Origin of the sequence: Wolbachia endosymbiont of Culex quinquefasciatus Pel, assembly GCF_000073005.1 — a bacterium.
GTDB lineage: Bacteria > Pseudomonadota > Alphaproteobacteria > Rickettsiales > Anaplasmataceae > Wolbachia.
On record NC_010981.1, the window covers coordinates 180,041 to 201,698 of the forward strand.

At 33.3% G+C, this 21,658-nt stretch carries 19 protein-coding genes and 3 pseudogenes; 8 read left to right on the forward strand and 14 right to left on the reverse strand.

Features of this window, described 5'->3' with window-relative positions:
- Nucleotides 1-4 precede the first annotated feature (4 nt).
- From WP_RS00855 to WP_RS00870, 4 genes are all read right to left on the reverse strand, one after another.
- Nucleotides 5-187, reverse strand: a complete 183-nt coding sequence (locus tag WP_RS00855; protein WP_007302688.1) for a hypothetical protein — start codon at nt 185-187, stop codon at nt 5-7.
- Between the two features lie 114 nt (nt 188-301).
- Nucleotides 302-1,111, reverse strand: a complete 810-nt coding sequence (locus WP_RS00860) for a metal ABC transporter permease (protein WP_007302687.1) — start codon at nt 1,109-1,111, stop codon at nt 302-304.
- The gene (locus tag WP_RS00865) at nt 1,105-1,452 is read right to left on the reverse strand and encodes an Mth938-like domain-containing protein (protein WP_007302686.1); all 348 of its coding nucleotides are present in this window, start codon (nt 1,450-1,452) and stop codon (nt 1,105-1,107) included. The genes WP_RS00860 and WP_RS00865 overlap by 7 nt, the downstream gene beginning before the upstream one ends.
- A 3-nt stretch (nt 1,453-1,455) precedes the next feature.
- Complete coding sequence (locus WP_RS00870; RefSeq protein WP_007302685.1) at nt 1,456-2,322, reverse strand: 4-(cytidine 5'-diphospho)-2-C-methyl-D-erythritol kinase; 867 nt, start codon at nt 2,320-2,322, stop codon at nt 1,456-1,458.
- A gap of 74 nt (nt 2,323-2,396) precedes the next feature.
- Between WP_RS00870 and WP_RS00875 the strand changes: the two genes are divergently transcribed.
- On the forward strand, nt 2,397-5,666 hold the full coding sequence (locus tag WP_RS00875; protein WP_007302684.1) for a UvrD-helicase domain-containing protein: 3,270 nt from the start codon (nt 2,397-2,399) through the stop codon (nt 5,664-5,666).
- Between the two features lie 59 nt (nt 5,667-5,725).
- Here the strand turns inward: WP_RS00875 and WP_RS00880 are convergent, their stop codons facing one another.
- From WP_RS00880 to WP_RS00895, 4 genes are all read right to left on the reverse strand, one after another.
- Nucleotides 5,726-6,127: a cytochrome c-type biogenesis protein gene (locus WP_RS00880; protein WP_012481753.1), complete on the reverse strand. Its 402-nt coding sequence runs from the start codon at nt 6,125-6,127 to the stop codon at nt 5,726-5,728.
- Nucleotides 6,111-7,124 carry a hypothetical protein gene (locus tag WP_RS00885; protein ID WP_007302682.1) on the reverse strand — a complete coding sequence of 338 codons (1,014 nt, stop codon included), beginning with the start codon at nt 7,122-7,124 and terminating at the stop codon, nt 6,111-6,113. The genes WP_RS00880 and WP_RS00885 overlap by 17 nt, the downstream gene beginning before the upstream one ends.
- A gap of 7 nt (nt 7,125-7,131) precedes the next feature.
- A complete protein-coding gene (locus WP_RS00890; RefSeq protein ID WP_007302681.1) occupies nt 7,132-7,479 on the reverse strand; it encodes a ferredoxin family 2Fe-2S iron-sulfur cluster binding protein in 348 nt (115 codons plus the stop codon).
- A 237-nt stretch (nt 7,480-7,716) separates the two neighbouring features.
- Nucleotides 7,717-8,736, reverse strand: coding sequence for a TomO hydrophobic C-terminal domain-containing protein (locus WP_RS00895; protein WP_007302680.1), 1,020 nt, complete (start codon nt 8,734-8,736; stop codon nt 7,717-7,719).
- Nucleotides 8,737-8,902: 166 nt separating this feature from the next.
- Between WP_RS00895 and WP_RS00900 the strand changes: the two genes are divergently transcribed.
- Nucleotides 8,903-9,775 carry an IS982-like element ISWpi16 family transposase gene (locus tag WP_RS00900; protein ID WP_007301954.1) on the forward strand — a complete coding sequence of 291 codons (873 nt, stop codon included), beginning with the start codon at nt 8,903-8,905 and terminating at the stop codon, nt 9,773-9,775.
- A 120-nt stretch (nt 9,776-9,895) separates the two neighbouring features.
- Here WP_RS00900 and WP_RS00905 read toward each other — a convergent pair whose 3' ends face one another.
- Nucleotides 9,896-11,194 (reverse strand): Na+/H+ antiporter NhaC family protein, encoded by a 1,299-nt coding sequence (locus WP_RS00905; protein WP_007302679.1) that lies wholly within the window; start codon nt 11,192-11,194, stop codon nt 9,896-9,898.
- Between the two features lie 98 nt (nt 11,195-11,292).
- The gene (gene dnaG, locus WP_RS00910) at nt 11,293-13,026 is read right to left on the reverse strand and encodes a DNA primase (protein WP_007302678.1); all 1,734 of its coding nucleotides are present in this window, start codon (nt 13,024-13,026) and stop codon (nt 11,293-11,295) included.
- 145 nt (nt 13,027-13,171) lie between these two features.
- On the opposite strand from dnaG, the gene ubiG reads away from it, so the two are divergent.
- From ubiG to tsaB, 3 genes are all read left to right on the forward strand, one after another.
- Nucleotides 13,172-14,338, forward strand: a complete 1,167-nt coding sequence (gene ubiG / locus WP_RS00915) for a bifunctional 2-polyprenyl-6-hydroxyphenol methylase/3-demethylubiquinol 3-O-methyltransferase UbiG (protein ID WP_007302677.1) — start codon at nt 13,172-13,174, stop codon at nt 14,336-14,338.
- A 107-nt stretch (nt 14,339-14,445) separates the two neighbouring features.
- A complete protein-coding gene (locus WP_RS00920; RefSeq protein ID WP_007302676.1) occupies nt 14,446-15,576 on the forward strand; it encodes a cation:dicarboxylate symporter family transporter in 1,131 nt (376 codons plus the stop codon).
- Entirely contained in the window at nt 15,576-16,181 is a 606-nt protein-coding gene (tsaB, locus tag WP_RS00925) for a tRNA (adenosine(37)-N6)-threonylcarbamoyltransferase complex dimerization subunit type 1 TsaB (RefSeq protein ID WP_007302675.1), read from the forward strand. Before WP_RS00920 ends, tsaB begins: the two co-directional genes overlap by 1 nt.
- On the opposite strand, the gene WP_RS00930 is transcribed toward tsaB, so the two are convergent.
- Nucleotides 16,151-16,633 (reverse strand): adenylate kinase family protein, encoded by a 483-nt coding sequence (locus WP_RS00930; protein ID WP_007302674.1) that lies wholly within the window; start codon nt 16,631-16,633, stop codon nt 16,151-16,153. The genes tsaB and WP_RS00930 overlap by 31 nt on opposite strands.
- A 338-nt stretch (nt 16,634-16,971) precedes the next feature.
- Here WP_RS00930 and WP_RS00935 point away from each other — a divergent pair, with 338 nt between their 5' ends.
- Entirely contained in the window at nt 16,972-17,682 is a 711-nt protein-coding gene (locus WP_RS00935; protein ID WP_007302673.1) for a class II aldolase/adducin family protein, read from the forward strand.
- 182 nt (nt 17,683-17,864) lie between these two features.
- Here WP_RS00935 and WP_RS07045 read toward each other — a convergent pair.
- Nucleotides 17,865-18,693 (reverse strand): annotated as a pseudogene (locus tag WP_RS07045) (IS630 family transposase).
- A gap of 77 nt (nt 18,694-18,770) precedes the next feature.
- On the reverse strand, nt 18,771-19,418 hold the full coding sequence (locus WP_RS00955; protein WP_007302672.1) for a heme exporter protein CcmB: 648 nt from the start codon (nt 19,416-19,418) through the stop codon (nt 18,771-18,773).
- A gap of 108 nt (nt 19,419-19,526) precedes the next feature.
- Here WP_RS00955 and WP_RS00960 point away from each other — a divergent pair, with 108 nt between their 5' ends.
- Nucleotides 19,527-19,904 (forward strand): TraR/DksA family transcriptional regulator, encoded by a 378-nt coding sequence (locus WP_RS00960; RefSeq protein WP_007302671.1) that lies wholly within the window; start codon nt 19,527-19,529, stop codon nt 19,902-19,904.
- A gap of 98 nt (nt 19,905-20,002) precedes the next feature.
- Nucleotides 20,003-21,233: pseudogene (locus WP_RS00965) on the forward strand (IS256-like element ISWpi15 family transposase).
- A 23-nt stretch (nt 21,234-21,256) separates the two neighbouring features.
- On the opposite strand, the pseudogene WP_RS07600 reads toward WP_RS00965, so the two are convergent.
- A pseudogene (locus WP_RS07600) lies at nt 21,257-21,570 on the reverse strand (IS5-like element ISWpi1 family transposase); the annotation flags it as partial.
- Between the last annotated feature and the right edge of the window lie 88 nt (nt 21,571-21,658).

Here is a 21,658-nt window from a genome sequence, read left to right on the forward strand (position 1 = left end):
CCATCTATATTATATTATCACTATTTGGTGGTACATCATTTGATTGCACATCAGTTTCCAACAATTCTGAGCTTTCTTGATTTGCTGTATTCTGCATATCATCAGACACTTCTTTCTTTCCCGTAACATAATTATAAAAATTTTTTATAGGCTGTCCTATATATCTAGAAAAAAATCCTTCGGCCATATCTTTCACTCCACAAATTAACAATTAGCACATAAAAACAACGTAGCAAAAACTACTTTACGCTCAGATAGTTACACTCATTTGTTAATGAATTATGAACTTCCGAGACCAAAATTAAGTCGATCTACTTAACACCAATCTTATAAAATAAGCAATGATTAAATACACAGCTGCGATAAGTATAATTGCAGGTCCAGTTAATAAGTCAAAACTTGCAGATAATATCAAACCTGATACTCCAGAAATCACAGAAAAAACTGTTGCAACAATAATCATTTGCATTGGAGTTTTTGAAATGAGTCTTGCTGATGCAGCAGGTATTAACAAAAATGCAGCAATGAGTAATATTCCTATTAATTGAGCAGAAATTGCAATAAAGATAGCGAGTATAATCAAAAATTCTAGCCTAACAAAATTAACATGTACTTTCTCAACTGTTGCCAAATCTTGATTAATCGAAATCATCAGCCAATAGCGCCATCTAAATATTAATATCAAAGTAACTATTACGGAGGTTAGAAAAATTGATATTATATTACTTTGGTCAATCATTAATATGTCACCAAAAAGTGAGCTAATAATACTATTATTACCTGATGGAAGAAAAGACATAAGTATTAAACTCGATGATAAAACTACATTGGTAACTATGTTCAATATCGTATCAGCAGAGTATAATTTATTAAAATTAAGAGAAAGTAGTATAGCAAACATAATTGCAATGAGCATTATACTTACCGATGGGCTGATATTAAAGATCAAAGCAAGTGCAATACCAAGCAATGAAGAATGGGACAAACTATCACCCAAATACGATAACCTTTGCCATATCATAAATGAACCTAGAGCTCCTGTGACTAGGCTAATCATAATTACCGCAATTAGACTGTTTATAAAAAAACTCTGTGTAAATATCTCTAACATGCTATCAGATAACTGACAACAAATCTATCTTCAGATATTAAAACGTTATGGGTTCTGCATGCAGAACCCGTCGTCATAAATTCAAAATTTAAATTCTTTTGCTCCATAAGATAAGACTTCATTGAACAATCGCGTATCTTACCAGTACCTATTATCAAAATCTCTATTTCCTCTGTTAAAAAAGATTTAAAATACTCCTTGTTATTTATATCACTTTCTTTCAATTCAATCACCTTTTCAGGAAAAATTATAATTGAGCCATGATATTCTTGATTATTCACCCAAAATCTTTCTTCCCTGTAACCATCTATAAGATTTTTCTTCTTGGAAATTAAGGGCATAAATCAAACCATTAATTCCGTGTCGCACACCCACCATTCTGGATATTCCTTTTTGATATTTGCCGCTGCAGCTTTTGCACTTTCTTCACTATCAAACATTCCAAAACACCCTACACCACTACCTGACATACGAGAAAGTATAGAGCCTTCTTGTGACTCTAGTGTTGATATTACATTCTGAATTTCAGGTACAAGACTTATTGCTGCTTCTTGCAGGTCATTTTTTGTCTCTTTAAGAAGCTCTAACAAATTCTCCTCAGTGTTATCACTCCACTTAATTGGCTGAGAGAAATCCTCTTTATACTTGGAAAATACTTCTGATGTATTCAAAAACTTTTTTTTCGGTTTCACAAGTACCAGACTTGTGGGTAAAGAGCATTGTTTAATGGGGCATAATTCCTCACCAACACCTCTGACAAAAACTGGCTTACTATCTATACTTGCAGGTACATCAGCACCAACGCTTAAAGCTATATCATTTAAAAATTGCCTATCAATGTTCCAAAGCTCTCCCAGCATGCGTATCACAGCTCCAGCATCTGAGGAACCACTACCAAATCCCGCAGCAATTGGTACATTTTTTACAACCTTCACAGTGACTTTAGTGCGTACAGGAGCATGCCTAAGCAGTAGACTCACTGCTCTCGTTATAGTATTATATCGATAATTTATTCTAAACTCAGAATTTACAAATTCAACTGTAGAGTTATCATATCTAAAGTTTTTTTCTCCTACTTTTATCTCTAAAAAATTAGAAAGTTTAGCAAAGACAACCAAACTTTCAATTAAATGATACCCTCTTTCTTCTCTATTTATAATATGTAAAAAAAGATTGATCTTTGCAGGAGCCTTTACACAAAAACTTTCCATCTGTATATCTTCACTAACACTATCTTATTTACTATACTTGAAATGCCACTTCAGTCAAACTTTATACACTCCTAATGAGATCAAATGCCATAAATCCTAACTTCTCTGTATGGGTAAGTGCATCAGCTGGTACAGGTAAAACAAAGATCTTAATAGACAGAGTATTAAGACTTCTATTAGAGAATAAGAGAAATATTCTCTGCTTAACATTCACCAATGCTGCAGCAAATGAAATGGAGGATCGCATTTACAGTACACTTAGTAAGTGGGCAATATATCCAGAGGGTATATTGGTCGCAGATTTAGAACAATTAGCCCAGTGTGTAACCAGAGAAAATAAAGATTATTTAACAAGAGCAAGAAGGCTTTTTTCTGAACTGGAAAATCTTGGTCTTAATATTCAAACTATACACGCCTTTTGTTACAAATTAATCTCCAGCTTTCCTACAGAAGCTGGTATCGCTCCAAATTGTACGTTGAGCGAATGTAAAGAATTGCATTCCATCATATTTGAAAAAACGCTTCATAATGAAACTGTGCAGGACGATATAAATATCATTGCAGCTGAATTTGATGAAAACAAGCTGAGTGATTTGCTCTATACCTTATGTATAAAGAGATCAGCTCTAGAAAATAATTTAGGGTATATCAAAGATAAACTAAGTGCCCCAGATAAGATTCACGATTTACAGAGTGAAACGATTGAGCAGATAAAAAGATTAGCTAAAATATTAAGTGAGGGCAGCAAAAGAGATCAGAGTTACAGTGCGATACTTTATGATTGGTGTAATAGCAGAAAATCGTCCGTACCAAATGTTGTCATCCAAGTAGCTGACACTGGGACCCAAAAAAAAAGAAATATGGATCCCAGTGTCAGCTACTTGGATGACAACAAGATAGAGAACTTAGCTAAAGTATTTCTCAAATCAGAATCGTACGAAAAAAAGAGCATATCATCCATTATAACAAAGGGTGCTTTGGAAAAATTTGAAGACGTAGAGCAAATGATAGAAAGCATTCAAAATGCATTGTTTACCCATGTAAAGGACATAAATTCTTATCAAATATTCGGAAGAACCAGTAGTTTACTTAGTATATTTAAAGTATATGTTGATCTATATAATAGTGAAAAATCAAAGAATGCACTGCTTGATTATGATGATATCATCAATTTAGCAACAAATCTCCTTAGCAATCCAGGCTATAAAGATTGGATATTGTTTAATCTAGATCAAAAAATAGACCACATCCTTGTTGATGAGGCGCAAGACAATAGTATCAGTCAATGGAAAATTATAACAAATCTCTGCAATGAATTTTTTACCGGTGGTGACGAAAAGAGAACTTTATTCGTTGTTGGGGATGTAAAACAATCCATTTACAGATTTCAAGGAGCAAATCCCCATCTATTTAATTACATGCAGCAATATTTTCACACGAAAACCGGTGGCAGAGATTGGGTATCATGTCAACTTGAAAAGTCATTTCGCTCAACTCCAGAAGTTTTGATGCTTGTAGAAAGAATATTTAACAATTTTCGTGAAGAAATATCTTTCAATGATAACAAGATAAAACATATTCCATATAGAGAAAACGATCAAGGATACATTGAAATTTGGCCGTTACTGCCAGGATATGAAGAGGAAGAGCAGCAAGCCTTACAAATTCATTTAACACAGAGGAAAGATTATGTAGTAAAGGATCGATTACTTGCTCAGGCAATAGCCCAAAGAATTCACAATTGGTTAAACGAAGGGCGGATTTTAGTCGCCAAAGATCGTCATATAGAACCAAGGGATATTATGATTTTGGTACGGCAGCGAAATGTGTTAGTTGATTACATAATAAGTGAACTAAAAAAAGTAAATGTACCAGTTATAGGCCGAGATTATTTTAGAATTATGGATTACATAGCTGTGCAGGACTTAATAGCTTTAGCTGAATTTTTGCTCCTCCAGGCAAATGATCTTGCTCTTGCAAATGTTTTAAAATCACCGCTATTTAACTTCACTGAGGATGATTTATTCAATATTGCATACAATCGTAAAGAACAGTCGTTGTGGGAAAAACTTCAAGATTATCAGGAGATTATCTCTAATGAATTAAACTATCTAATTAATTTATCTCAGACAAAATCCCCCCTTACACTATTCACTCATATATTGCGCACAGGCAGGAAGAAATTTGCTGCAAGGCTAGGTCTTGAGTGCTTCGAGATTCTAGACGAATTTATGAACCTCGTATTGCAATTTGAGCACCCATCTCTTCAAGCATTTGTTCAGTGGATCAAAGAAAATAATCCTGAGATTAAAAACGATATGCAATCAAAACTCAATGCTGTACGAATAATGACAATTCATAAATCAAAAGGTCTACAAGCTCCAATAGTGTTTTTAGTTGACACAAATACGGTACCAAGAAACAGCGAAAATATTTTGTTTGATGCAACGGAAGCACCATTTTGGTGTGGCAAAAATAGTAATGCTTATTGTAATCAAGTAAAAAGAGAGAAAAAACTAGAGGATTATAACGAATATTTGCGTTTGCTGTACGTGGCACTTACGCGTGCTGAAGATGAGTTATACATTTTAGGCAAAGAGCCAGTGCAAAAGGGCTCTTGGTATGATCTAGTTATTCAATATGGAGCATTATATGAGAGGAAAAAACTATACTTACAGCCGATATTTAAAGAAAAAGTTGAAGTGCTATGCATGAATGCAAACTACCCTTCTATTTATAAAAAACGTGATTATTTTGATGTTCCAGTGATTTCACCTCCATCAAACCTATCAATGTCATTGCAGCACGTAACGCTGGAACCTGGAGAAAAAAAGCCAGTGTCAAGCACTGGGATGACAGATGAGAATGCTGGAATGACAAAAAGGAGCATTGGGACGACAGACAGCTATGCAAGAGGCTTAATAATTCACAGTATATTGCAATATATGCCCAAGATAGAGAAAGACAGGAGAAAAAATTGGGTTAGGAAATATCTTGATAGCATAAACACTAGTGAAGATAAGGATGAAATTTACAGCAAAATATTAACCTTTAATGAAAAATATGATTACCTGTTCGACTTGGAGGGCAAATCAGAAATTCCACTTAGTGGAACAATTGACGGAAAACCAGTATTAGTGCGGCTAGACAGACTGTGCATAACAGAAGACAAAGCAATCATAATTGACTATAAATCACACCATAACGTTTCTATTTCCTCATCAAATGAAATAAAAAAGCAAATGTTGATCTATAAAACCTTAGTGCAAGAAGTCTACCCAGATAAGCAGGTAGAGTGCGTGGTTATTTGGATGGAAGATTTAACCTTACAATCTTTGATCTAAACTCAAATGTTCGTATAGTAGCTACTTGCATTTGTTGTAAACTCACTTTTACTCTATAGTTATCTTTTTACTACTTTATCTATTTTCTGAACTGATTTTCGTACTAGAAAACATCCAATAAGAAGAATTATAAAAGGAGTAAACCATAAAATGTAGGTACTAGATTTTACAGGTGGTACAATGATAATTGAATCTCCATAAGAATTTTTTAACTCTGAAACTATTTGCTCGTTAGTATATCCATCACTGATCTTCTTGCGAATTGTCTTACGCACACCATATGCAACTTGAGACTCAGATTCGGATAATAATTCACCAGAGCATACTGGACACTTTATTACTGCAAATAAGCTACTTGCTCGCTCTTCCATGCTTTCGTCTCTTAGTTTATCATCCAAAGTAAAAGCATTTATGCTTAAATGGAATATCAATGTAAAAAGTAAGCTAATTACTATTCTCATTCTTGGTGAATTGAGTGATAAAATCAGTAGTGGATAATTTTCCAATAAAGCCTGAACCTACATTATTGTCGTACTTTATTGAAAATTGAATGTCGTTATTAGTGATTTTTTCTGATAAGGAAGATATTGATTTTTCCAATTTATCTGCAGTCTTTGAATCATTAGTCACAAACGAAATTAATTCTTTATAATTTGATATGGCTACATTGATTTTATCTTCAAATGAAGATGTAACTAAATTGTAATTACTTACTCCACCATTCGCAGCAATAGAAAAGTTATTACTCTCAATCAAAAATTTTTCTATGTTGAAATTAATCTTAGAAGCTGAAATATGGTTTACAAATTCATAATCTAATTTAGCGTCGACACTAAGGTAATTTTCAGGACTTGCAGTATGTTTATAACGGTAAGTATAAAAATCAAATTCTAGTTTAGTATTTTCATTCAGTTCTTTATCAAAGTGAAATTGAATGTAATTACTTTTATCATTCACTTCAGTTATAACACTTTGCTGATTTTCTAAAACATCACATTTTAATCCATAATCTTCGTAACGAAATGTATCTATATAGTCTATTACAGTGCTATTTCTGTTGAATTTTAATGAAGATAGTAAATCATTTAGTTTAACAACAAAGTGGCTACTCACGTGTGTGTGACACTTTATATTCTTTTTCTCATCACTACGGACAGCAATGTTTACTTTATTGCTTGGTATATAGATATATACTGACTTATCAAATAATCTGTTTTTTATCATTAAAGCTTCAGATGAAACAGTTAATTGCTCATTAGAAAATTTTGGATTCGTTACACGAAAAACTAGGTTAAAAGGAAACCCCTTAAAATCATGTGAAATATCAACTTTTTCGTCATTAATGTAATCAGTTAAAAGACTTTTTACCTTAAATGCAGAAAAATACCAAAAACCACTATAAGCTAGAGGAATAAACAAAGGTAAGGAGATAAGAATATAGATAAAAATTTTACGCATTATCCTCTTATTTATCTAATGATATATTTCTTGTACCTCTGGGCACGGTTACGCACAAACCGTCAATATCTTTTGTGATTTTTATTTGGCATCCAAGCCTCGATGTCTCTGTTAAACCGAAAGCTAGGTCCAGCATATCATTTTCCTCATCAGATATAGGGTTATGTGTTTCTACAACATCATAAAATTTTGAATCAACAATCACATGGCATGTAGAACAAGCAAGAGAGCCTTCACATGCACCTTCAAGCAGATCTGGATCACTTCTGTGGGCTAAATTAAGCAGAGTTTCTCCTTCTGCAGCTTCATAGCTTTTCTTACTTCCATCAGGTAAAATAAAAGTAACGGATGGCATACTATTAAAATCTCTATTAACTTTTCTATATTCTACAAATAATAACTATTATTTGCAAACTCTTTGAAATTCCATCGCCTATCTCTTGTAATCTGTATTCCTATCAAGAAAGTAAGATAGATACCACCAGCATCTCACAGAGTTGCAAGTATAGAATTTTCTTAGTTTTAGATTTTACTAAATATATTACTGAATTAACATTATTAAACTTGATCTGCCATTTCTTCTGATCTTAAGTTATAATTTTACTAATGCCATTTGATTAATTGCAACTTCAGCATTGCTATCTTTCAATAAATTTGCAGGACTATTACAATGGTATGTGATTGCAGCAACAACAAGACAACAAACTCCAATTCCTATCCCTAACGCTAACATTCCTGAGTAGACTGCAATAGCTACTTCTAAAGCAACTCCTACTACTGCTAACGTAGAAGCAACTATGATAGAAGTATTACGACACTTAATACGAAGCTCATTTAGTTTATCTAATGCAGGAGTACCATCTTTATATTTTAGCTCTCTTAGTACATCTTTATTTTCACATTTGTTAAACAACTTCCAAGCATAACTTAACCTTGACGCTTGACCATAAAACCCCTTCTCAACATATTCAACCAAGAGATCAAACGGAGTTTCACCTTGGTCATTGTTAACATCAAATCTCGCACCTGCACTCACAAGTGATTCAACTTTGCGAAGCATTGACGTATAGGGCTGTAAGTTTCTTAAAGCATGATGTAGAGGTGTATTCCCATTTTCATCCTGAAAATTATATTTCTTTCTATGTAAAAAGCAATCAAAAATCTCTTTTTTCCAATTGTGTTTAACAATACCTTCTAAAATAGTACTTGAAATCTTTATGTTATTTTCAACTAGAAGATCTAGAGCTTTTTTATGCTTATATCTAACAATAGTATCTACTAGTTCATTCAACGCAGAAGTACCTTCTAGCTTCTTTAGCTCATCGGTTTTACAACCACTAAGCACCACCGAAAGATTATTTAATTTTTCTACTACTTTTTCCTTACGAGAGAAGTATGTAGCATAATTGACCAAGAGATCAAATGGAGTTTCATCTTTGCTATTTTTAACATCAAGCCTTGCACCTTTACTAAGAAGTGACTTGACAAAACCTTGGTATTTCGATTTACCCAAATCCAACCATTTTAATGTATGATGTAAAGCTGTATTTCCTTCTTTATCTTTATAGTTGATATCTAATTTATCTAAGTACTTATTAAAAAAATAATCCAAAAACTCTTCAGATTGGTATTCATAAGCATAGCTTAAGATTTCATTTCGTGATATTTCTATCCTTCCTTCAAAACCTCAGTTATGGATTAGAAAATAGATAAAAGTATAACTAAGAAGAGGGAAACAGGGTAAACTCGAGTATTTTAGTAATAATAAGAGGTTACCCATGAAGAAAGATATTACAGAACTGTACTGTTGCGTCGAGGATTTTTGTCGTGCGGTAGATGATAATTTTGCAAATAGGTTCTTATCAAACGGCAAAAAACCAACCAGAGTACCAGAAATAGCGCACTCAGAAATTCTAACCATAATCCTGTTATACCATAAATCACCATGTAAAAACTTCAAGGCTTTTTATCTTTGTTATCTTCAGTTATTCTATAGATCAGAGTTTTCAAAGCTGCCTTCATATCACAGATTTATTGCCTTAAAGCCGCGAGTTTTGTGGTATTTAGCATTACTTTTGCAATGGTTCTGTGAACAAGCGAAAATGACCGGCACTTCCTACATCGACACCTCTACGATTGCCGTTTGCCACAAAAAAAGGATCTCTAGGAATAAAGTTTTTAATCATCTAGCAGAAATTAGTAAGAGTACGTATGGTTGGTTTTTTGGCTTCAAGTTGCACTTAGTGATTAACGAAATTGGTGAAATTCAAGCACTTACCCTAACCAAAGGTAACGTTGATGACAGAAAACCTTTACCAACTCTCACTAAAAGACTGACCGGACTTTTGTTTGGAGATAAGGGCTATATAAAGAAAGAGCTTTTTGAGAAACTCTTCGATAGAGGCCTAAAGTTAGTCACTAAAGTAAAAAAAGGTATGAAAAACGCACTAATTTCACTTAAAGAGAAGATTTTATTAAGGAAAAGGTCGATTATTGAGACTGTTTTTGATTCCTTGAAAAACAAATTTGAGATTGAGCATACAAGACATAGATCGCCAACAAATTTCCTAATTCATGTTTTTTCTGTTCTGATTTCCTACTCCATGCAGTCCAAAAAGCCTTCTATTTCTATGCCTTTCTTTATCGGCTAATCCATAACTGAGGTTAGTAATACTATGTCTTTAAAAGAATTGGTACTATATAAGTATTTTAGCAAAGATTATAATATTTGTTAATTTATCAACAAATTGAGTGAAAATTTAAAGAGTTGTTTATGGTAATTGAGGAGCTACAACCGCATGACGTCTGCCATTAATCACTATTTCACTTATTGCAACTGCTGCAAAAACAAAACAATAATATACTTTTGTTAGTACGATGATAGGTGACAGAGAGGCAATGCTGCTTGCTAGTAATACGTGAGAACCATAAGGTAAGATACTTTTTGTGATAGAAGTAAATATTTCTAATAAATACGCACTACGGTGTGGTGCAATGTTATATCTTTGTGCAAGTCTTTTCGCAATATTACTAGTTAATAAAATAGCAACAACATTGCTGGAAACTAAAATAGTAAACAGAGATGATATTCCCGCAATCATAAATTCAGCTTGAGTTTTTGTCATATTCACCTTATCGGTGAATATATCTATCTTTTTCTGACTGTATTCGTACATTAAGTGGCTTAATCCACTACTGAAGAGAATAAATATCATTACTTCATTCATCTTATAAAAACCCCTATATATGTCACGAGAATATTCAATAAGAGAATAATCAAAAAAAGCTATTCCTAATATCCCAGCAATAACCATATTAATAGCTAATGTTACTAGAGTGTTTATTTCAAATAAACCCATAATTATTAAAGATATATAAGGGATAATTTTGACTATGGATAAATAATTCAGACTTGAGATAGAAACAACTTCTGTACTATTTGAAATTATTACTAGATAAATAAGTATTATAAGACCTGTAACAGATCCTGTCTTGAAAGTGAGTTTTATTTTATCCTTTACTGAAGCTCCTTGTGAAGAAGTAGCAGCAATAGTAGTGTCAGATATCATTGAAAGGTTGCTGCCAAACATAGACCCACCTATCACAGCTCCAACACCCACTGCACAATCAAAAGCTCCATTTTGTGCTAAATTAACAGCTATTGGTGTTATAAGTGCAATAACTCCGATTGATGTGCCGATTGCACTTGAAATAAAAGTAGAAAGTAAAAACATTCCAGGAAGTAATAATCTTGCTGGAAGAAATCGAATAGTTAAGTTAGTAATAACATTTATACTACCAAGCGATTCAGTAACAGTAGAAAATGCTCCAGCAAATAGAAAAATCAAACATACGGTAAGAGTAGTTTTATTACCCATACCTTTTATAAGAGTATCAATACTATGTTGAATTTTGTTTTTATTGAATAGAACAGCAAAAAATAATGCTGGTAATAAGCAAACTAACGGTGAAATTTGATGAAGAGGATTACCAAGTCCGATAAAAGAAAAATAAATACCACTTCCAAGGTATAAGGCTAGAAAGATAATAAGAGGAAGAAATGAAAACACTTATCGTAGTTGAACAAACCAGAAATATACTAGAATAAGCTATTTTAAGCAAATACTAATACAGTGTTTTTCTAATAATTTTGAACATCTTAAGCCATCTACTTTTGAATAAATTCCATTTGCATTTCTTGTATACTATCCTCTATTTGCTTTATTTGTTCTATTAGCCTTTCCTCTAAGTCAAAATTACCGCCCAGCCTTGCTTTAATTTTTTCTTCTTGTAATACATTTAATTCTTTCCGTAATACTATGTTATTCCAGACAGTTTCTGCCGATCTCTTCTCACTTAATTGACTATTTAGTACGCTAGTTTTTTCAAATATAAACTTTATAACACTAGACTCCTGTAGCAGAATTTCTTTATTAAAGTTGCTCTCATTAGTTACCATATTAATTACGCACTGTTGTAATTTTTTCATCTCATTAGTAAATTCGAAATGAGAAAATTGCTCAAAAAATATAGGACGGTTCAAGATTTCAGGAAATTCTACGGCTATACGCAAAATTATGGCCTGATTTTGCTCTGCTTCAATTAGCTCTGGAGATTTATTGTAAAGATACTCACCTTTTGTTGCTTTGCTATTAAAAATCAGCTTTTTAAAGTTTCTTCTTAATTCACTGACCTTATTGTAAAAATAATCTCTATAATACCTTCTAATACTGCTGTTACCGATAGCATTGACATATTTCATGAACTTGTGCTCAAGAATTGAATATTTTTCCGGAGCAAATTTTTCATAATTTTGCAAATTTCTACCAATTATGTGATGCCATAAATATTCAGAGTGCAGTTCTGTTGAGTGGTTAAAAGCAGAGAGTACGTCTTCTGTCTTATATTCTAGCTCATTGCATATATCGTATGGGTCCTTATTGTTTGGCAAAGTTACGAACTTCAATGTGTATCCAGGCTCCAGTATCGGTAGAACAAGTTCTGCAATTCGAATAGCAGCATGACGTCCGGCACTATCGCCATCCATACAGATGGAAATTTCTTTAGCAAATTTCCATAGATTTTTTATCTGCTCTGCAGAAATTGCGGTACCAAGCGGAGCAACTGTATTGCTAATTCCCGCTTGATGTAGTGCTATTACATCCATATATCCTTCAACAACAAATAGATGCTGTTTTTTGCGTATTTCACTCAAAGCAAAGTTTAATCCATATAAATTTTCTCTTTTCTTAAAGAGCTGACTCTCTGGGCTGTTTAGATACTTCGGCTGTTGCTCAGAGTTCAGCGCACGTCCGCCAAAACCAATAACTTTGCCCGTGATGTTGTGTATAGGAAATATCAGCCGATCATAGAAATAATCACGAGAATTCTTATTTATTAACCCAACATCGATCAAAATCTCGTCTTTAATACCAGAGGAGTTCAAATATTCCTTCAAGCCAGAACTTGGTGCATAACCTATTCTAAATTTATCTATGATTTTGAGTGAGATCTTGCGCTGCCTTAAATAAGCCATAACACCTCGATTTTTCTGCGCGAACCAACTTGCAGCTAAATTCAGTGCTGAAAACAGTTTGTCATTTTCTTTAGCAAAGCTGAGGTTTTTGGGTAACTCAACACCTGCAACAGATGCCAAATTTTCCAACGCTTCCTTAAAACTTAAGCCCTCAGTTTGTGAAATAAATTCAAACGCATCACCATGAGCTGAGCAACCGAAACAGTAATATAAGCCCTTAACATTGCTGACCGAAAAAGATGGAGTTTTTTCGTTATGAAATGGGCAGAGTCCAACAAAACTATCTCCTCTTTTTATTAACCTAACTTTTTTTCCTACTATGTCGGACAACAATAATTTTGACTTTATAATATCTATATGATCCATTTTACCGAATGAGTAGTGGTAGGATAAAAATTATATAGAATTTATGCATATCTGACTCGAAATTTATTCAGAAAGATCAGAAGAGCTTGACAAAAAGCTCAAAATAAATTACCCATATAAATACCCTTAAGTTGCAATTTCTTATATGTCAGATGTGATATCAGTTGCTTCAGACCACGCAGGTTATGAACTAAAATCAGAAATAAAGGCTTACTTGGAAACTTTAGATTATACAGTGATAGACCGTGGCTGCACTGCTGAACAAAAGAGTGTAGACTACCCTGACTATGCTGCTGAAGTTGTAGAAGATATAACAAACAAAAAAGCAAATTATGGAATATTAATTTGCGGTACAGGTTTGGGCATGAGTACTGTGGCAAATCGTTTTGAAGGAATCTACGCTGCTTTATGTAATAGTGTTGAGATCGCAAAATTAGCTCGCGAGCATGGCAACGCGAATATACTTTGTCTTGGTGCAGGGTTTACTGCGAGTGGATTAGCAAAAGACATAGTCAAACAATTCCTCGAAACAGAATTTTCAAAAGAAAGTAGACATAAAGAACGCCTTGATAAACTTAGCAATATTAGCAAGAAAAAAACCACAAAAACTTATAACGAAGATGAAATATCAAAATTCGCTAAAATAGCAGGTGAATGGTGGAATGAGAATGGCAAATTCAAGCCATTGCACATGATGAATCCTGTGAGAGTATCATACATCGTTGAGAAAATAAAAGAATTAAAAAAATGCGATTTAAAAGAACTATCATTGCTCGATGTTGGTTGTGGTGGTGGCATTTTGTCAGAGTCAATGGCGCGTATTGGTATTAGCGTTGCAGGAATAGATGTATGTGAGGAAAACATAAAAGTGGCACAGTTGCATGCGAAGAAAGTAGGGTTAAATATAGAATACACACACACTAGCATTGAAGAGCTAAGCAATGACAAGAAGTATGACGTGGTTTTGTTGATGGAAGTGGTTGAACATGTCGATAATTTAGAGTTTTTCATGAAAAAAGCAATAGAGCTGTTGAAGCCAGAAGGGCTAATTTTTATATCGACGATAAATAGAACTATTAAATCCTTCTGTCTTGCAATAGTCGGCGCAGAGTACATATTAAACTGGCTGCCAAAAGGCACACATAATTGGAATAAATTTCTCAAGCCATCAGAAATTGCAAATCATCTAAGGGAAAACAACGTAATACTGCAAAACATGGCTGGTATGGAATATAATGTAATAAAGCGTGAATGGAACTTGACCAAAGGTGTGGATGTTAATTATATACTTTGTGGAAACGTTGTAACTTGAAATCTCATTCAAGTACTAGAAGGTAATGCAAATATTCTAGGCAGTTTTACTTTACTTAGCAGCTAATTTATCATATGTATTTCCATAGGGTATCGCTATATTAGAATATGTTACAATTACTAACCTTACTTGCTGTTATCACTTCGGTTGTATTCTTTGGTCATCTAGTTCCAATGGAAGTGAAAACCTTCTTGTATTCAATAAGCCTTAGTATAAAAGAGATCTTACTATTTATAATGCCTTTTATTGTTTTTGCATTAATCTTTAGTAGTGTTAACAATCTTAAGCAGTCGGCTATAAAGTTTATATTGTTACTTATTATAACGATTTTCTTGTCGAATCTAGCTTCAAGTTTAATAGCTTATTCTGTTGGGCATTTCATCACACAAAACACTTATTCAATACAAGATATAACATATGAAGAAACAATTGTTCCTTTATGGTCATTTAGGATACCTGCATTGCTTTCTAATTTTTATGCCCTTGCTTGTGGATTTGTGTTAAGCATATTAGTGTCCACAATATTACCAAAAAAAAGCAAAGAGCTCTCGAACAAAATGTTAGATTTAACTCTCTTTATTTTGAAGACATTTTTGACGCCAATTATTCCAATGTTTGTACTTGGTCTTGCTTTAAAAATGGAACATGATCAGGTTTTACCCATAATATTTAAGGATTACTCAATAATTTTTATTATTATATCATCTGCAACCTACCTTTATGTTTTTCTCTTATATGGAGCAGCAAATTCGTTCAAGATCACAAGCTGGATAGCTAGTATAGGTAATATGATACCAGCATTTATTACTGCAATGAGCACAATGTCTAGTAATGCAGCTATGCCGCTTACTCTTGAAGGAAGCAAAAAAAATGTAAAGCAGCATGATATAGCATCGTCTGTTGTGCCAATAACCGCTAGCTTTCATTTAGTAGGTGATTGCTTTTTTATTATAATACTATCAATGATAATGACTTTTGGTGGTGCATTGTCTGCAACAGACTATGTGACTTTCCTTCTCTACTTTCTGTTATTTAAATTTGCTATTGTTGCAGTTCCAGCGGGAGGGATTATGGTAATGTTGCCCGTTCTTGAGAAGTATCTTAAATTCTCCCCAGAGATGCTTTCATTAATTACAGCATTGTATATAGTGTTTGACCCAATAATAACTTCAGCAAATGTTATGGGTAACGGTGCGTTCACTATGATGTTTACAAAGCTCTATGATAAGCTTAAGTGATGTCCATTCTAGCAATTAATACTGTAGGTGCTGGTAGTTCAATAGCAGTAATTGATTACGATGGTAATTGTTTTGTAGAACGCAATTCTGCAAACAATAGTCATGCAGAATCATTTTTTCAAATACTGAATACTTTGTTTGATAAGCATAATTACAGCTACGATAAAATAGACCATTTAGCAGTGATAGTTGGACCAGGAAGTTTTACTGGAATCAGAGTTGGTATATCAACTGCACAAGGTATAAATCTTGCTACAAATAAGCCGTTATATGGGGTTAGTGCCCTGGAAGCTCAAGCATATGCAATATCGCTACTTTGTACAAATAGCAAAAAAAATATTAAAGCTATAATCGAAGATGATCAAAAGTTTTATACGCAGTTATTTGATTTCAATTTGTTACCGCTATCAAATCCTGCTGTAGTAAGTGAACTCCAGCCTGAAACGCACTGCATTACATATATGGATTGCAGTTTACCAAAGTTGGATGCTAGCCATGCAGGGCTATTAGTCCGTTATAGACTAAAAAATAAACAAAAATTAAATGGAGTTGAGGCTCTATATTTAAATGAGCCTCAGTATATGAAATCGTTGCCTATTGCGTAAACACTATTAATTTGGCCAAGTTTGTACATCTGACTTACTATTTCTTCTGCTACTTCTTTTATACTCATATTTGAATTTTCTACCTCTATAGCATTTTGTGGTACAAATAAATCTTCCTCCCTAAATTTAATACTATTTATATTAGTAACCTTCCTATTTTTTCTTTGCTTTTTTGATATAGTACGCTCTTGTAATATCAATGGATTGCACCTAAGTACTATAGGGAGGATTTTTGTGCTCATTTTTTTACTAAGTTCTACTACTGAGTTATATATTCTTATGTTGTAATCATTATTTTTAATTAATTCATCAACAAATATATAATTTTTTGAGTCAATAGGATAGGCTTCTATTGCCTGAAACATAACATGTGTAGTGTTATATATTCTATCTCGAGCTTCTTTGGAAGTTTGATTATATTCAAGTCCACTTACAATTACTGCATTTATCATACTAGATAATACTATTGCTGTAGAAAGTTTACCACTTCCTGGAAGACCAGTGATATATATGAAAAATTTTGTTAGCTGTTTTTTTTATCTCAACGTTTATCATATTATTTTTAATATTAAAACCTACAATTATAATAACATAAAAACAAGGCTTTAAAACATATGAAACATTACATAAAAAGTCGCTTTTATAGTTAAAATACTATGTAATCTAGAAATGTAAACTCTAATCACCTAAGGCAAGTAAAAGTGCTTAGTATTTTAACGTAGGTTCACCTTTTAGTTTGTAATAAACTTTTTTTTACGTATAAATCTTTAGAAAATTTTAGTCAAGAGCTATGTTATTAACAAATAGTGAGTTGAAAAGAGACCTAGTTAACGCCTATCAAATTTTATCTTATCTTAAATTAGATGATCATACGTATACTCATCTCTCTGTACGTTCTGAAGATAAAAAGTCATTTTATGTTTATCCGTTTGGTATACGTTTTTATGAAGTAGATGAAAGTTCATTGATGAAAGTATCGTTTGATGGGAATATAATTGAAGGCAAAGAATATCAATATAATAAAACTGGCTATGTAATCCATGGCTTCATTTATCAAGCAAGGAAAGATATTCAAGCAATTTTTCATCTACATACACCTTCTATTGTAGCAGTTTCTTCTCTCAAGGATGGATTACTCCCAATAAGTCAGTGGGCGCTGCACTTTTATAATAAGGTATCTTACCATGATTATAATTCCCTGGCACTTGATGATACAGAAGGAAAAAGATTAATAGCTGATTTGAAAGAAAATTTTGTGATGTTAATGCGCAATCATGGATCTATAACATGTGGTCAGACTATACAAGAAGCAATGTTTTATACGTATCACTTAGAACAAGCTTGTAAAACTCAATGCCTGATGCTAGCAATGAATAGGGAGTTGTCAATTCCAAGTGAAGAAATTTGCTCAAAAGCCGTAAAGGATCTTCTGTCTTTCGAAAGCAATCTTGGTGAGAGAGATTGGCACGCATGGGTTAGGTTGATTAAAGGTAAGTTATAAAAGTTTCTGACTCTTCGATAGATATTAGATTTCTTGCATAACCAGCCAGTCTGAAATCCAATAATGGTTTCACACGCTGTAATTCATGCAAGAAGTCTAATGTCTCCATCTCTACTTAAGTTAACACCCTTAACTAAGCAGATACAAGTAAATATAGCCCTTCCCATAATAGTCCAAAAAGGTCATAAGAAAGAAGAATCGACAGCATGACGAAAAGATTTGAATAAAGGAATGTTTTTTCTGGTTCTGTTTTTTATAGCAAACCAATAATGCTCAATTTTGTTGAAATCTGGAGAATATGGAGGAAGATATAAAATTTCTGCACCAACTCCTTTAGCAAATCTTATTAGACTTATGAAAAGTAGCATTATCAAGGATAACAGTTTGTCCAGGTTCCAAAATCGGTGTCAGAAACTGCTCAAACCATTTATTAAAGATATCCATATTGCAGTGGCCTTTAAAGGTTAACGGAGCAATTATTTTTCTTCCACTTAAGGCTGCAACCATGCTAATTCGTTGAGTTTTCTTTCCAGATTTTAGGGCATAAAACCGCTGTCCTTTCTGGCAATACCCATAGGTTCAGTGTTATCAATGCCAGACTCATCTATATACACTAATTCTTTAGGTTCTTTTGTTGCTATAACCTTTGAAAATTGAGCTCGCTTTTCTTCATTTCTTTCTTTATATCCGTAGGTCTTTTTTTTCTTGTGAATCCTATATTTTTAAGTGCTCGATGAATTGTTTGTCTACTAATATTGCCCCAGCATCTCTGACTGAGTTTTGCCACCTTGCTCATTTGCAAATTCGGCAAATGCATTCCAGTCGGTAATTTTATGCCACGCTTCCAAGCTTTTTTGATTGAAAATCTCCCGTTTTCTCACGTCTTTTCTTCCACTCATATAAAGTTGTTTCTCCAATCTTAAATCTCTTGGCAACAGTTTCTCCACTCTCTCCTTCATCCAATGCTTCCATTACCTTTTTCCTTAAGTCATAACTATATGCTGCTGGCATGCTTACCATCACTACTATAAATCCATATCTTACCTTTTTTGGACTATTATGAGAAGTGCTATAACTAGTAAGTTTTTTCAATCCTGCTCCACAGCAAATTTTAATGCTATGTGAGTAGTTATAGTGCTGTTAACAATTAAAATGACAAAAACTAAGATGGTGATTAGTAGTGTATAAATATTCAAGGATAAATTTTCAAATTGAGTTAGCAATTTGAAATATACAAAAGTTGGCATTATCATTGGCAAAACAAGAATTTGCGACACTCCTGATGCTAAGTTATTTCGACCAATCATCAATGCATTTCCAGTAGCTGAAATATTAATGATTATCAGCGTATTAAATAATAAAGACACTCCAACTGCTATTGAATGTTCAATATTATTGCCTAGAATTGCAAAGCTGAACATGAAAGAAATCACTGAAATCGGTAACCCAAATAACAACCAGTGAGCGAAGATTTTATAAGCAACTATCAGCCTAGAAGAGAGTGGCTGTAAAAAGATTTGCTCTAATATTCCATCATGATAATCAGATGTAAATAAATTATTTGTAGAGATCTGCAAAACAAATGTAGCACATATCCATGTTAATGTTAATATGACTTCTTGTTTACTGTTGTTTTCAAGTGTATATGAAGATAAACTTAACATTATAATAAAAATACATACTATATAAGTAAGATTATTATCATTTATTACTAATTTTTTTACCAAACTAATCATACCAGGATTTTAAATGTTTATTATAAATTATAGTGTTTACTTTGAGGGTAGTATAATTTTTTGTGTTTACAAGTTATATAAGTTTTAATATATTTTATTGATAATGCTATGGAAAAATTAATAAAAATAAAGTTACCGGAAGATTACGTTCCTTCAGAAAATGAAGAATATATGAACGTAAAACAACTGGAATACTTTAGCTTAAAGTTACAATCAATACTCTCTGAACTGGAGAAACAAGATCTAGAAGATAGTAGTATTTATTCTGATAGTGAAAATGGAGAATTAATTAAGCGCCGAAAAGATAGAAAAGAAAAAATTAAGGAGGCGTTGGAAAAAATAAAATTAGGCATTTATGGTTACTGCGATGGAACGGGAGAAGAAATAGGAGTCGAAAGACTTAAAGCTAATCCGCTTGCTATGTATTGTATTGAAGAACAAGAGAGAATAGAAAAAGAAAAGAACGTGTATAACATTAATGATTAGAACTTGTTCGCGAATTCAAGTATTTCGGGAGTGTTAAATAAACTGTGTCAAACCGAAAAAAAAGTAATAAATTGATATAAAAAAATGGAGGTTTGACAATGAGTCAGAAAGTAGTAAACAGAACTACCGGTTTGGTAGATTATAAAGAATTAGAAACAAATATCCTGTCGTCTATACGAGAAGGAAGACCGTTGACAGGAAGAGATGGAGCATTAACACCGTTTATAAAAAAGTTGCTGGAGGTAAGCCTGGAAGGTGAAATAGAAAACCACTTGTCGGCCGAAAGCGAAGAGAATAATCGAAGAAATGGGAGGAATGCAAAGACTTTACGTACAAGCGCAGGGTCATTTGAGCTTTTGACGCCAAGAGATAGGGAAGGAAGTTTCGAACCACAAATAGTCAAAAAAAGGCAAACAAACTTACATCCAGAGCTTGAAACGAAGATTTTGAGCACATTTGCCAGTGGTATGGGCTATAGAGATATAGTGTCACATGTTGAGGAAATTTATGATCACAAAATATCGGCGGCAGAGATATCAAGTATTACTGACAAATTGCTACCAGTAATCAACGAATGGCGTAGTCGCCCGCTGCAGTCTGTATATCCGATAGTTTTCATGGATGGCATGTTTTTTAAAGTCAAAGAGGACGGGCATTGCGTAAGTAAATGCATGTATAACATATTAGGCATAGATCAAAATGGCAAAAAAGAAGTATTAGGTTTTTATTTGGCTGAAAGTGAAGTTCTGGTTGGGAGTGCTAAATGACCTCAAAGAAAGAGGAGTAGAAGATATCCTTATTGCCTGCGTTGATGGGCTGAAAAGCTTTCCTGCAGCTATAAACAGTGTCTTTCCTAATGCGGAAGTGCAGATGTGTATAGTGCATCAGATACGCAACTCACTGAAGTATGTGGCCAGTAAAGATGCGAAGAGTTTTTTGAGCGATTTAAAGAAGGTATATCAAGCTTCAAGCAAGGAAATTGCCGAGAATTATCTGTTGGAATTGGATGAAAAATGGGGCACAAAGTACCCTATGGTTATAAAATCTTGGCAGAATAATTGGGAAAACTTGTCTGGTTATTTTAAGTATTCTGGTCCAGTTAGGAGGATAATCTACACCACCAATCCCATAGAGGGGCTACATAGGCAAATTAGGAAATTCACTAAGACCAAAGGCTCATTTACCAGCATAAATGCCTTGTATAAGCAGGTATATTGTGCTATAAAGAAGGTAGAGGAAAAGTCGACGATGCCTGTACATGATTGGGCATTAACTATCTCTCAACTTGATGTTTTCTTTCCTGGCAGATTGAAAATTGAGTTGAACTAAAAATGCGGTTTGACACAGTTTATTTAACACTCCCCATATTCTCTCCTTAACATAACTCTACTCATAGCCAGATATATGAAATTTTCAGTGAGTAAATCTTATTCTTTCGATAGTCTTCTATTCCTAAAGCAAAAGTCCTTTCTACAACCCACCTTCTTGGCTGTACTTTAAACCCCTCATTGGTAGTAGCTAAGGCGGTGTGTCTTTGTTGACTTAGAACCTACATGAAGGCCTTTTGACAATCTCAATATCCATACCATATTCTTCCTTTATATGATTTTTAAATTTTCTCCTTGGTATCCCATCACATTTTTTTAACTATAGTATATTTTTTTCTTACTTTCCTGTATGATACTCTGGAATAGCTTTCTATTCTTGTCCATTCCCTTTGACTTAGGTCTGCTGGATGCTTTTTTCTCATCTTT